We start from the raw sequence: 11,952 nt of genomic DNA on the forward strand, positions 1-11,952 counted from the left end.
AGGACCGACGATCTGGACCGGTTCCGCCCCCGGGGAAACCACGTGCGTCCTGTCGTACCCGTGACCCACCATGAGCGCGCCCACCACCCACGGAGGAGAGCGATGACGCTGCCACGCGCCCTGGCTCCGCTGCGGCACCGCTCCTACCGGCTGCTCGCGGCGGCGATGGCGCTCTCGCTGCTCACCCAGGGGCTGTGGGCGATCGCGATGGTGTGGCAGGTCGTCGCGCTCGACGGCGGCCCCGGCGCGCTGTCGCTCGTCGCCGCGCTCGGCTCCGGCGGCATGCTCGTCATGACCCTGCTCGGCGGGGCGCTGGCCGACCGGGTGCCGCAGCGCCACCTGCTGCTGCTCGTGGCGCTGCTGCAGGGCGGCGCGACCTCCGTCGCCGCCGGCCTCTCGCTCACCGGCGTCCTCGAGCTGTGGCACCTGGCCGTGGTCGCCCTGGTCGACGGTGCGGCGCTCGGGCTGTTCTACCCCGCGTACTCCGCGCTCGTGCCGGCGCTCGTCCCCGAGGGCGACCTGCTCGCGGTGAACGGGCTGGAGGGGGCGGTGCGCCCGGTACTGGGCCAGGCGGCGGGGCCGGCGGTCGCCGGGTTCCTCGTCGCCGCGTGGTCCCCGGGCGCGGCGATGGCCGGCACCGCCGCGACGGCGTTCCTCGCGGCCGGCTTCCTCCTCGCGCTGCCGCTGACGCCGGTGCGCCGCGAGCACGCCGACGGCGCGCCGCCGCCGGGCCTCGTCGCCGACGTCCGCGAGGGCGTCCGTTACGTCGTCGCCACCCCCTGGCTGCTGGCCACGCTGCTGTTCGCCGCCGTCATGCTGCTGGCCTTCATGGGGCCGTTCGAGGTGCTCGTCCCCTTCGCCATCGAGGACGCCGGCGGCGGGGCGAGCCAGCACGCGTGGGTGCTGGCCGCCTTCGGGCTGGGCGGGGCGCTGGGCTCGCTGCTGGTGGCCTCGTGGCGGCTGCCGCGGCGCTACCTCACGGTGATGAACCTGCTGTGGGGCGTGGGCTGCGTGCCGATGGTCGTCTTCGGGTTCACCACCGACCTCGGGATCATGCTCGTCGCCGCGGCGGCCGTGGGCGCGACCTTCCAGGCGGGCATGGTCATCTGGGGGACGCTGCTGCAGCGCCGGGTGCCAGCCGCCCTCCTCGGTCGCGTCTCGAGCCTCGACTTCTTCGTCTCGCTGAGCCTCATGCCGCTGTCGATGGCGCTCGCCGGGCCGCTCAGCGAGCTGGTCGGGCGGTCCGGGGCATTCCTGGTGGCCGGCCTCGCCCCGCCGGTGTTCGCCGTCGTCGCCATCTGGGCCGCGCGGCTGCCCGCCGACGAGCTCGCCCACCCGCTCGACGTCGGCCGGCCCGAGCCGGAGCCTTCGAGCGCTGCTTGGATGGGGGACGACGGCGCCGGGACCGCCCCGGCGCGGGAGGGAGAACCGTGGCTGAGCTGACCCGACCCGAGGTCGAGCCGCCGACCGGACCGGCCCCCGACGACCTGGTGATCGAGGACCTCGTCGTCGGCGACGGCGACGAGGCCAAGGCCGGCGACCTGGTCAGCGCCCACTACGTGGGCGTCACCCACGAGGGCGGCGAGCAGTTCGACGCCTCCTGGGACCGCGGCGACCCGCTGGAGTTCCGCGTCGGCGTGGGCATGGTCATCCAGGGCTGGGACGAGGGCATCGTCGGCATGAGGGTCGGCGGCCGCCGCCGGCTGACCATCCCGGCGCACAAGGCCTACGGCGACCGCGGCGCCGGCGGCGTCATCAAGCCCGGCGCGACGCTCGTGTTCGTGGTGGACCTCGTCGGCGTCCGTTCCTTCACCGGCGGCTGATCCGGCGGAAGGATCGAGGCGGCGACGACGTTGGGCCGGGCATGCAGGTAGAGGTCTGGTCCGACGTCGTCTGTCCGTGGTGCTACATCGGCAAGCGCCGGCTGGAGGCCGCGCTGGAGAAGTTCCCGCACCGCGACCAGGTCGAGGTCGTGTGGCGCTCCTTCCAGCTCGACCCCACCGCCCCCGAGGGCGAGACGCACCCGACGCTGCCGGCGCTGGCCCGCAAGTACGGCACGAGCGTCGAGCAGATGCGGGCGAACATGGCGCAGGTCGAGCAGGTCGCCGCCGGTGAGGGCCTGGAGTACCACCTGACCGACGCCGTCAGCGGCAACACGCTGCTGGCGCACGAGCTGCTGCACCTGGCTGCCGAGCACGGGAAGCGCAACGAGCTCAAGGAGCTGCTGCTGCACGCCTACTTCGAGGAGGGCCGCTCGGTCTTCGACGTCGACTCCCTCGTCCCCCTCGGCGTCCAGGTGGGCCTGGACGAGGCGGAGGTGCGCTCGGCGCTGACGGATCGGCGCTACCTCGCCGCAGTCCGCCAGGACAGCGCCACCGCGCAGTCGCTCGGCGCCACCGGCGTGCCGTTCTTCGTCATCGACCGCACGTACGGCGCCGCGGGCGCTCAGCCGGCCGAGCTGCTGCTGCAGGTGCTCGAACGGGCGTGGGCGGACGCGAACCCGCTGGTCACCGTGCCGCCCGCGGACGGCTGCACGGACGACAGCTGCTCGGTCTAACTCAGCAGCCCCGCCACCGCGCGCAGCGCCAGCTCGGCGCCGGCGTCCAGCTCCCGCACCACCTCGGTGGCCGAGCGCTCCGTGGTGACCAGGCCGACCGCCTCGCCCGCGTAGACCGGGGCGGTCGCCGGGTCCCCGGTCCGTCGGCCGTCCACGACGAGCTGCCGGGCATCGGCGTCGTGCACGAGCTCGTCCTCGCGCCCGTGCCAGACGCGGGAGAAGTCATTGACCAGCGCCCGGCCGGGCCAGCGCTCCGGCCAGGCGACGCCTTCCGCGACGTCGAAGGCGCGGGTCAGCACGGTCTCCTCGCCGGTGGCCGCCCGCACCCGCTGGCGGGCCTCGGGGGAGTTGAGGCCTTCCGGGCAGGACAGCAGCGGCGTGCCGATCCAGACGCCGGCCGCGCCCGCGGCCAGGGCGGCGGCCATCCCCGCGCCGGTCGCGATCCCGCCGGCGGCCAGCACCGGTCGGTCGGTCAGCGCGAGCACCTCCTGCAGCAGCGGCAGGGTGGCGCGGTGCCCGGTGTGACCGCCGGCCTCGCTGCCCTGCGCCACGACGACGTCGACCCCGGCGATCAGCGCTCGGTGCAGGTCGACCACGGTGTTGACCTGTGCCGCGACGGCGATCCCGGCATCGTGCAGGCGCGGGACCCAGGGCGCCGGGTCGCCGAACGAGACCGAGACGAGGTCCGGGGTCGCGGCGATGGTGGCTTCGAGCAGCTCGGGCCGGTCGGGGAGCACCCAGGCCATCAGCCCGACCCCGAACGGCAGCCCGTCGCCGCGCGGGATCGCGCCCTGCTCGGTGACGAACGACGCCGGCGTCGCGCTGCCGACGCCGATCATCCCGAGCCCGCCGCCGAGCGACACCGCCCGCGCGAGCGCGCCCCCGGCCACGCCGGCCATGGGTGCTCCGACGACCGGCGTGGCGAGGGCGAAGCGGCGGGTGAACGCGGTCGTGATCACGACCGCATCCTGCCCCTGCTACTGCGTGGCCGGGCCACCCTGCGAGGTGCCCTGGAGCCGGCCGAGGAACTCGTGGCACCGCTTGGCGCGGTTCGAGTCCTGGTCCATGACCTCGCGGAAGAACGCCGCGACGTCGTCCAGGCCCGCGTTCTCGGCGTCCCGGACGTACTGGCCGTAGTCGTGCCCGGCCTTGAGCGAGTGGTACTGGACGGAGACGAGGTCGTAGAAGACGTCCTCGAAGCCGGTCTCACCGGTGGCCATCGGTCCTCCTCGGTGCGGGTGGGTGGGTCGAGGCCGCCATACCCGGGGAGGACCGGTCCGTCACCCGGTCACTCCGACGGGTTTCCGCCGAAGGCGCCGCCGGTGACGTCGCCGCCGCCCGCCTCGTCCGCCAGGTCCTGGCTGGTGGGCAGCTCGTCCTCGCCGGTCGACGTCGCATCGTCCTCCGTGGAGGCCAGGTCGGCGCCCTCGCCGTAGGCCCCCGGGTCGGCCTGCAGGGTGCGGGGGTCGTTGAGCGGGTCGGGGGTGTCCGGATCGGTGACGGTCATGGACGGCTCCTTTCCCGTGCCGTCGCGCGCCAACCCCTCGACCAATGCGTAACCCGTGTGTTACGCATCTACCCGTGGAGGCGATGCAGGCGCTGGCGGATCCGACCCGGCGGGAACTCGTGGCGGTCCTGGCCGGCGGTGAGCGGACGGCGGGGGAGCTCGCGGCGCCTTTCCGCGCCAGCCGGCCGGCGATCAGCCGGCACCTGCGGGTGCTGCGCGAGGCCGGGCTGGTGAGCGTGCGCGCCGACGGGCGCGAGCGCCGCTACTCGCTCGACCCGCGGCCGCTGCGGGAGATCGACGACTGGCTGGAGCCCTACCGCGACCTGTGGGCGCAGCGGCTCGATGCGTTCGACACCGAGATCGCCCGCGGCAGGCGGGCGCGCAGAGAGGGAGGACCGGCATGACCGAAGACCTGGACACCCGGCGGGGCACCGTCACCACCGAGGACGACGGCCGGCGCCGGCTGGAGTTCCGCCGCAGCTGGCCCGATCCGATCGACGACGTCTGGGCCGCGCTCACCGAGCCCGACCGCATGGCCCGCTGGATCGGCACCTACGAGGGCGAGCGGCGGCCCGGCGGCACCGGCACCTTCACGATGACCCACGAGGACGAGGCGGTCGGCGAGCCGATGACCGTCGTCGAGTGCGACCCGCCCCGGCGGCTGGTCGTGCAGTGGGTGCAGGAGCAGGAGGGCTCCGGCGTGTGGCGGGTCGACCTCGACCTGTCCACCGAGGGTGACCGGACCGTCCTGCGCTTCGTCCAGTTCTTCGCCGCCGGCGCCGACGTCACCGACTACGCGATGGGCTGGCACTGGTACCTGGACAAGTTCGATGCCGAGGTGGGCGGGCGCCCGGTGCCCGGCGACTGGGACGCGTTCGCCGCCGAGGTCGGCCGGACCTACGGGCGGGGATGATCCGCTGCTGCTGGACGGTCAGCGCTGATGCGCAATTCCAGTCGGCGGAGTGCGCATCAGCGCACATCATCGGGCGACGGGCGGGCGCGCACCGGAGGCCTGATCCACCACCTGCACCCGGTCGGGGGCCTGCCCGCGGGTCGAGCCGGCCGAGCAGTCGTTCGCGGGAGGCCGGCCGGGGCCCGGCCTGCACCGGGTAGGCGTCGTGGGCGGCGAACCGGCCGAGGTGCACGAGGTGGTAGTCGCCGACGTGGCCGTCGGTGACCGAGTACTGGCACATCGGGGCCACGGCGAGGCGGTTGCGCAGGGTGACGTCACGGAGACGGAACAGCGGGAGGAGGGCACGAGGCCTCACCAAGTGTGGCGAATGCCGCCATCCGAGAGGCTGTTCCGAGCTGAGCGGTAGACGTCCTATACGTAACATTTGTCTCGGTTACAGGCGCATGTCGGCGCTTGTACCCTGACCCGATCCGCACGGCCGTTCCAGCGGCCGCGGCTCGCAGGGCACCACCGTCGGAGCGGGAGTCCGCCCCGGCGACGCAGAGGATGGAGACGCCGTGACCACCGTGGCCACCCCAGGTCTGGAGAACGCCCCGACGACGCACGCCCGGCTGCTGGCCTGGGTGCGGGAGATGGCCGAGCTGACGACTCCGGACCAGGTGGTCTGGGTCGACGGCAGCGACGACGAGTGGGAGCGGCTCACCCGCAAGCTCGTCGACGCGGGCACCTTCACGCCGCTGGAGAAGAAGCCCAACTCGTTCCACTGCGCCTCCGACCCCCGCGACGTCGCGCGCGTCGAGGACCGCACCTACATCTGCTCGGTCGACGAGGCCGACGCGGGTCCCACCAACAACTGGATGGACCCGAACGAGATGAAGTCGGTCATGACCGAGCTGTACCGGGGGTGCATGCGCGGCCGGACGATGTACGTCATCCCGTTCTGCATGGGCCCGGTCGAGGCCGAGAACCCGATGTTCGGCGTCGAGCTCACCGACTCCGAGTACGTCGTCGTCTCCATGCGGGTCATGGCCCGCATCGGCACCCACATCCTCGAGGCCATGGGCACCGACCGGCCGTTCGTGCCGGCGATGCACTCCCTCGGCGCCCCGCTGGAGCCCGGCCAGGCCGACGTGCCGTGGCCGTGCAGCGACACCAAGTACATCGTCCAGTTCCCCGAGGAGCGGATGATCTGGTCCTACGGCTCCGGCTACGGCGGCAACGCGCTGCTGGGCAAGAAGTGCTACTCGCTGCGCATCGCCTCGGTCATGGCGCGCGACGAGGGCTGGCTGGCCGAGCACATGCTGATCCTCAAGCTCACCAACCCGCAGCAGAAGACGTACTACATCGCCGCCGCCTTCCCGAGCGCCTGCGGCAAGACCAACCTGGCGATGCTCGAGCCGACCATCCCCGGCTGGAAGGTCGAGACCCTGGGCGACGACATCGCCTGGATGCGGTTCGGCGAGGACGGCCGCCTCTACGCGCTCAACCCCGAGTACGGCCTGTTCGGCGTCGCCCCGGGCACCGGGTGGGACACCAACCCCAACGCCATGCGCACCATCGACAAGGGCAACTCGGTGTTCACCAACGTCGCGCTCACCGACGACGGCGACGTCTGGTGGGAGGGGATGACCGACGAGCCGCCGGCGCACCTCACCGACTGGAAGGGCCGGGACTGGACGCCGGAGTCCGACGAGCTGTCGTCGCACCCGAACTCGCGGTTCTGCACCCCGATCACCCAGTGCCCGATCCTCGCGCCGGAGTACGACGACCCGAAGGGCGTGCCGATTTCGGCGATCCTCTTCGGCGGCCGCCGCAAGACCACGATCCCGCTCGTCAGCGAGGCGCGAGACTGGAACCACGGCGTCTTCATGGGGGCGACGCTCTCCTCGGAGACCACCGCCGCCGCCACCGGCGCCGTCGGTGTCGTCCGCCGCGACCCGTTCGCCATGCTGCCGTTCATCGGCTACAACGCCGGTGACTACTTCGGCCACTGGGTGAACACCGGCAAGCAACACGACGCCAGCAAGCTGCCGAAGATCTTCTACGTGAACTGGTTCCGTCGCGACGAGGACGGCGGCTTCCTGTGGCCGGGCTTCGGTGAGAACAGCCGCGTGCTCAAGTGGGTCATCGAGCGCCTCGAGGGCACCGCAGCCGCCGTCGAGACGCCGGTCGGCCACGTGCCCACGCCGGACTCCCTCGACGTCTCCGGCCTGGACATGACCTCCGAGCAGGTCGAGCAGGCCCTCGCGGTCAAGCCCGAGGAGTGGCGCGAGGAGATCCCGCAGATCACCGAGTGGTTCGAGAAGTTCGGCGAGAAGCTGCCCAGCACCATGTGGGACGAGCTCGAGATCCTCAAGAGCCGCCTGGCCTGAGGCGTCGCCCGGGGGGCCCCCCCCCCCCCCGGGGGGGGGGGGCCGCGGGGGGGCCGCCCCGCCGCGGGGGGCCGGGCCCCGCCCTCGTCCCTGTCCCGCCGCGCCCCGCGGCCCCGCCCCGCCGCCCCCCACCCCACCCCGCCGCCCCGCGACCCTGGTCATCGCCGGGAGGTGGGCGGCGGCACGGGTCGCCGTCGCGGCGCGCGCGGCCACCGTCGGTTAGCGTGGCTGGGCCCCTTCCCGTTCCCGGAGGCAACCCCCCTCGTGCCGAATCCCTACCTGCAGGTGCTGCGGACGCCGCACGCCCTGCCGATGGTGCTCGCTGCCTTCATCGGCCGGCTGCCCCTCTCGATGGTCGGGCTGGGTTCGGTCCTGCTGGTCGCCTCGGAGACGGGCTCCTACGGCCTCGGCGGCGCCGTGGCCGCGGTGGGGGCGGTGACGACGGCGGCCGCCGGCCCGCTGCTGGGGCGGTGGGCCGACACGCACGGCCAGCGGCGCGTGCTGCTGCCGGTGCTCGCGGTCTTCGTGACCGCCGGGCTGGTCTTCCTGTTCTCCGTGCGCCGGGACTGGCCCCTGCTGATCGTCTTCCTCTCCGCGGGGCTGGCGGGGGCCTGCATCCCGCCGGTCTCCTCGATGATCCGCGTCCGCTGGACCCACCTCCTGCGCGGCAGCCACCGGCTGCACACGGCGCTGTCGATGGAATCCGTGGTGGACGAGTTCGTCTTCATCGTCGGCCCGGTGCTGGTCACCTTCCTCTCCACCACCGGGCACGCGACCTCCGGCGTGGTGACGGCGTTCGCCCTCGCCACCGTGGGCAGCCTGCTGTTCGCGGCCCAGCGCCGCACCGAACCGGAGCCGCACGGGCACGCCAGCCGGCAGGGTCCGTCCGCGATCCGGACGACGGGGCTGCGCGTGCTGTTCGTCGTCGGGGCCGCGGTCGGCGCCATCCTCGGCACCCTGGAGATCGCCCTGGTCGCCTTCGCCGACGAGCAGGACGCCATGGCGTTGTCGGGCGTGCTCATCGCCAGCCTGGCGGTGGGGTCGATGGCCAGCGGCATCGGGTGGGGCGCCATCCACTGGCATCTGCCGCTCCGCCTCCGGCTGGTCGGCGCCCTGGCGCTGCTCACCCTGCTGGTCGTCCCGCTGCTGTTCATCGACGACATCTGGGTGATGGTGCCGTTCGTGATCGTCGCGGGCATCGCGGTCTCGCCCTCGCTGATCAGCTCCTTCACCCTCGCCGAGCTCCTGGTGCCCCGGTCGGCGGTGACGGAGGCATTCACGTGGATCGGCACGGCGCTGGGCCTGGGGGTCGCCGTGGGCGCCTCGGCCGCCGGCAAGATCGTCGACGTCGCCGGCGCCAACCGGGCGTTCGTCGTCGCGATCGTCGCCGCGGGCATCGCCGCGGTCGTCGTCGGCGTCTACCAGCGGCTGCTGCACGTGCCGGCCGAGCACGCCGCCGAGCCGGCGCTGGCCCGCTGACCGGGCCCGCCGTGCAGGAGTACGCGCTCCCCGCGGCGCACGTGCGCGACCGCTCGGTGACCGTGCCGCTGCACTGGAACGCGCACGGAACCGGCGGCACCCTGGACGTCTTCGTCCGCGAACTGGTCCACCCCGACCGGCGCGGCGACGACCTCCCGCTGCTGCTCTTCCTGCAGGGCGGCCCGGGCGGCAAGTCGCCGCGGCCGACCCGGGGCGGCTGGATCGACCGCGCCCTGCGGGACTTCCGGGTGGTCCTGCTCGACCAGCGCGGCACCGGACGCAGCTCCCGCGTCACCGGCGCCGGGATCAGCCGGTTCCCTGACGCCGCCTCGGCCGCCCGCCACCTGCTGGCCTTCCGCGCGGACTCGATCGTCGCCGACGCCGAGCACATCCGGACGACGCTTTACGGCGGCCGGCGCTGGACCACGCTGGGGCAGAGCTACGGCGGCTTCGTCACGCTCACCTACCTCTCGCAGGCACCGGAGGGGCTCACCCGCTGCCTGGTCACCGGTGGGCTGGCGGGCCTGCACGCCGACGCCCGGGAGGTCTACCGGCGCACCTACCCGCGTGTCGCGGCGAAGACCCGGCGGTTCTACGCGCGGTACCCCGGCGGCGTCGAGCAGGTCGCCGCCGTCGCCGACCGGCTGGCCGGCGAGCCCGTGGCGCTGCCTGACGGCGACCGGCTCACCGTCCGCCGGCTGCAGACCGTCGGCCAGGCCTTGGGGACGCGGGATGGCGCCGAGGAGCTGCACTGGCTGTTCGAGGAGGCCCTCGACGACGACGGCGGGGTGTCGGACACCTTCCTCGACCAGGTCGCCCGGCGCACCGCCTACTGGGACAACCCGCTCTACGCGGCCCTGCACGAGAGCATCTACGCGCAGGGGGCCGGCCCGGTCGGGTGGGCGGCCCAGGACGAGCGCGGCCCGAAGTTCGACGGGAGCCGCCGGCCGCTGCCGTTCACCGGCGAGATGGTCTACCCCTGGATGTTCGAGGAGATCGCCTCGCTGCGGCCGTTCGGCCCGGCCGCGCACGCGCTGGCCGAGGTCGAGGAGTTCCCCGCGCTGTACGACCCGGCGCGGCTGGCCGCCAACGGAGTGCCGGTCGACGCCGCCGTCTACTTCGACGACATGTACGTCGACGCCGGGCTGTCGCTGGAGACCGCCGAGGAGGTCGGGAACGTGCGCACCTGGGTGACCAACGAGCACGAGCACGACGGGCTGCGGGTGGGCGACGTGCTCGACCGGTTGCTCGGCCTGCGGTCCCGGTGACCCGCGCCCGGCCCGCCGCCGGCGGTGGGCGGCAGCTCGGGGTGGCCCCCGAGCGGCTGGGCCGGTGGCTGGACGGCGTCGCCACCCGGCACGGCGCGTTCACCGCGGTCGAGCCGGCCGACGACGGGCTGCGGATCACCTGCGCGGACACGACGAGCGTCGTGCTGCGCGCCCCGTTCGGCTGGACGCCGGAGGTCCCGCTGCTCGGCAGCTTCAGCGCCGCCGCGGGCCGGCCGCGGCGGGCCGCCGTGCTGCTGGTCCGCCGCGGCCGGTGGGCGGTCGGTGTCTTCGACGGCGGCCAGCTCGTCGTCTCCAAGGTCGACGCCCGCCAGGTGCAGGGCCGGACGGCGGCCGGTGGCTGGTCGCAGCAGCGGTTCGCCCGCCGGCGGGCCAACCAGACCGATGCCGTCGTCGGGCACGCGGTGGAGACCGCCGTCCGGGTGCTGCTGCCGCACGCCGACGGGGTGGCCGCGCTGTTCACCGGCGGCGACCGGGGGCTGGCCGACGACGTGCTGGCCGATCCCCGGCTGCGCCCGCTGACCGCCCTGCGCCGCGACCCCGCCCTGGACGTGGGGGAGCCGACGAAGGCGGTGCTGCTGGAGACGCCGAAGCAGTTCCGCGCGGTGCAGGTGCTCATCCGCGAGCCTGAGTAGTCCGGTCGCGCCGAGTGGGCCCCGGAGGGGTCCGCGCAGGCGCGACTCAGCGGCTCAGCGGCGGTGGGGACGGCACCTGGCCGCGGTGTCGTCCGGAGGACGACGGTGTCACGGCGTGATGACCAGGCGGATGGGGTCGCCCTCCTTGCGGGCCAGCCGCTCGACGCCGTCGGCCGCCTCGGCCAGGGGCAGGGTCCCCGAGATCGAGCGGGACAGGTCCAGCCGGTGGTGGCGGACCAGCGCGACGAGCTCCTCGACGTGGCCGGGCTCCGAGCCGTAGTGGCCGAGGATCCGCTGCCCGAAGTAGCTGAACTGGGTGCCGTTGCGGATCTCCAGCGGCTGGTCGGTGAGGCCCACCAGCACCAGGGCGCCGTCCCGCTCCAGGCAGCGCACCGCCTGCTCGCGCACGGGCGCGACGCCGGCGAAGTCGAAGGCGAACGCCAGCCCGGCGCCGCCGGTGAGCTCGCGGACCCGGGTGGCGATGTCCTCGGACGGGTCCAGCGCGAGGTCCGCGCCGAAGTCCAGCGCCCGCTGCCGGGCGGCCGGCACCGGGTCGACGGCGACGATCGGCGCCGCACCGGCCAGCCGCAGCAGCTGCACCGCGTGGGCGCCGAGCCCGCCGATGCCCCACACCCCCACCGGCTGGGCCGCCCGCACCTGCGCCGTCCGCACGATCGAGGCCCAGGGCGTCGACACCGCGTCGGGCACGATGCAGGCCTGCTCGAACGGCAGGTCGTCGGGGATGGGCACGACCGTCTCCGCGGTGGCCACGGCGTACTGCGCCCAGCCGCCGTCGTAGTCGACGCCGCGGGTGTGGATCCAGCCGTCCTTCTCCTCCCCGGCCTGCAGCAGCACCCGCCGCCCCTCGGCCCAGCCGGTCACGCCATCGCCGAGCTCGGCGACGGTGCCGGCCACCTCGTGGCCGAGCGTCACCTCGTCGCCGGCCAGGAACAGCGGCGACAGCTGCCCCTCGATCAGGTGGACGTCGGACAGGCAGATGCCCGCGGCGGCCACCTGGATCAGGACCTCGCCGGGGCCGGGTGCGGGCTTGGGGACCTCCTTCACCACGAACTCACGGGTGCGGACGTTCAGCCGGCCGGCCAGCATCGAGTCAGGCATGCCCCCATCCAACGCCGTGGACGCTGCGCCGACGAGCCGGGCCGCCCGGCGGCAGGGAGAGCCGCGTGTGGCGGGCGGGAACCG

13 protein-coding genes are annotated in these 11,952 nt (G+C 74.2%); 9 read left to right on the forward strand and 4 right to left on the reverse strand.

Annotated elements, in window-relative coordinates:
- Nucleotides 1-102: 102 nt before the first annotated feature.
- Genes QOZ88_RS00705 through QOZ88_RS00715 form a run of 3 tightly spaced genes read left to right on the forward strand, consistent with a single transcriptional unit; the run spans nt 103 to nt 2,557 of the window.
- Nucleotides 103-1,443: an MFS transporter gene (locus tag QOZ88_RS00705; protein WP_305997921.1), complete on the forward strand. Its 1,341-nt coding sequence runs from the start codon at nt 103-105 to the stop codon at nt 1,441-1,443.
- Entirely contained in the window at nt 1,431-1,823 is a 393-nt protein-coding gene (locus tag QOZ88_RS00710) for an FKBP-type peptidyl-prolyl cis-trans isomerase (RefSeq protein WP_305997922.1), read from the forward strand. The genes QOZ88_RS00705 and QOZ88_RS00710 overlap by 13 nt, the downstream gene beginning before the upstream one ends.
- 41 nt (nt 1,824-1,864) lie before the next feature.
- Nucleotides 1,865-2,557, forward strand: coding sequence for a DsbA family oxidoreductase (locus QOZ88_RS00715; RefSeq protein WP_305997923.1), 693 nt, complete (start codon nt 1,865-1,867; stop codon nt 2,555-2,557).
- On the opposite strand, the gene QOZ88_RS00720 is transcribed toward QOZ88_RS00715, so the two are convergent.
- The 3 genes from QOZ88_RS00720 to QOZ88_RS00730 form a co-directional block, all read right to left on the reverse strand.
- On the reverse strand, nt 2,554-3,516 hold the full coding sequence (locus QOZ88_RS00720) for an NAD(P)H-dependent flavin oxidoreductase (RefSeq protein ID WP_305997924.1): 963 nt from the start codon (nt 3,514-3,516) through the stop codon (nt 2,554-2,556). The genes QOZ88_RS00715 and QOZ88_RS00720 overlap by 4 nt on opposite strands.
- A gap of 18 nt (nt 3,517-3,534) precedes the next feature.
- Nucleotides 3,535-3,777 carry an acyl carrier protein gene (locus tag QOZ88_RS00725; RefSeq protein WP_305997925.1) on the reverse strand — a complete coding sequence of 81 codons (243 nt, stop codon included), beginning with the start codon at nt 3,775-3,777 and terminating at the stop codon, nt 3,535-3,537.
- A gap of 68 nt (nt 3,778-3,845) precedes the next feature.
- A complete protein-coding gene (locus QOZ88_RS00730) occupies nt 3,846-4,064 on the reverse strand; it encodes a hypothetical protein (protein WP_305997926.1) in 219 nt (72 codons plus the stop codon).
- Nucleotides 4,065-4,147: 83 nt separating this feature from the next.
- Between QOZ88_RS00730 and QOZ88_RS00735 the strand changes: the two genes are divergently transcribed.
- The 6 genes from QOZ88_RS00735 to QOZ88_RS00760 all read left to right on the forward strand — a co-directional run bounded on the left by QOZ88_RS00735 (nt 4,148) and on the right by QOZ88_RS00760 (nt 10,749).
- Nucleotides 4,148-4,468: an ArsR/SmtB family transcription factor gene (locus tag QOZ88_RS00735; protein ID WP_319946863.1), complete on the forward strand. Its 321-nt coding sequence runs from the start codon at nt 4,148-4,150 to the stop codon at nt 4,466-4,468.
- Nucleotides 4,465-4,977: an SRPBCC family protein gene (locus QOZ88_RS00740; RefSeq protein ID WP_305997928.1), complete on the forward strand. Its 513-nt coding sequence runs from the start codon at nt 4,465-4,467 to the stop codon at nt 4,975-4,977. Before QOZ88_RS00735 ends, QOZ88_RS00740 begins: the two co-directional genes overlap by 4 nt.
- Nucleotides 4,978-5,534: 557 nt before the next feature.
- Nucleotides 5,535-7,349 carry a phosphoenolpyruvate carboxykinase (GTP) gene (locus tag QOZ88_RS00745; RefSeq protein WP_305997929.1) on the forward strand — a complete coding sequence of 605 codons (1,815 nt, stop codon included), beginning with the start codon at nt 5,535-5,537 and terminating at the stop codon, nt 7,347-7,349.
- A 264-nt stretch (nt 7,350-7,613) separates the two neighbouring features.
- Entirely contained in the window at nt 7,614-8,828 is a 1,215-nt protein-coding gene (locus tag QOZ88_RS00750) for an MFS transporter (protein WP_305997930.1), read from the forward strand.
- 11 nt (nt 8,829-8,839) lie between these two features.
- A complete protein-coding gene (locus QOZ88_RS00755; RefSeq protein ID WP_305997931.1) occupies nt 8,840-10,096 on the forward strand; it encodes an alpha/beta fold hydrolase in 1,257 nt (418 codons plus the stop codon).
- Nucleotides 10,093-10,749 carry an acVLRF1 family peptidyl-tRNA hydrolase gene (locus QOZ88_RS00760; RefSeq protein WP_305997932.1) on the forward strand — a complete coding sequence of 219 codons (657 nt, stop codon included), beginning with the start codon at nt 10,093-10,095 and terminating at the stop codon, nt 10,747-10,749. Before QOZ88_RS00755 ends, QOZ88_RS00760 begins: the two co-directional genes overlap by 4 nt.
- A 108-nt stretch (nt 10,750-10,857) precedes the next feature.
- On the opposite strand, the gene QOZ88_RS00765 is transcribed toward QOZ88_RS00760, so the two are convergent.
- The gene (locus QOZ88_RS00765) at nt 10,858-11,868 is read right to left on the reverse strand and encodes a zinc-binding dehydrogenase (RefSeq protein WP_305997933.1); all 1,011 of its coding nucleotides are present in this window, start codon (nt 11,866-11,868) and stop codon (nt 10,858-10,860) included.
- Nucleotides 11,869-11,952: the final 84 nt, after the last annotated feature.

It is taken from the genome of Blastococcus carthaginiensis (genome assembly GCF_030731085.1).
Taxonomy (GTDB): Bacteria; Actinomycetota; Actinomycetes; order Mycobacteriales; family Geodermatophilaceae; genus Blastococcus; species Blastococcus carthaginiensis.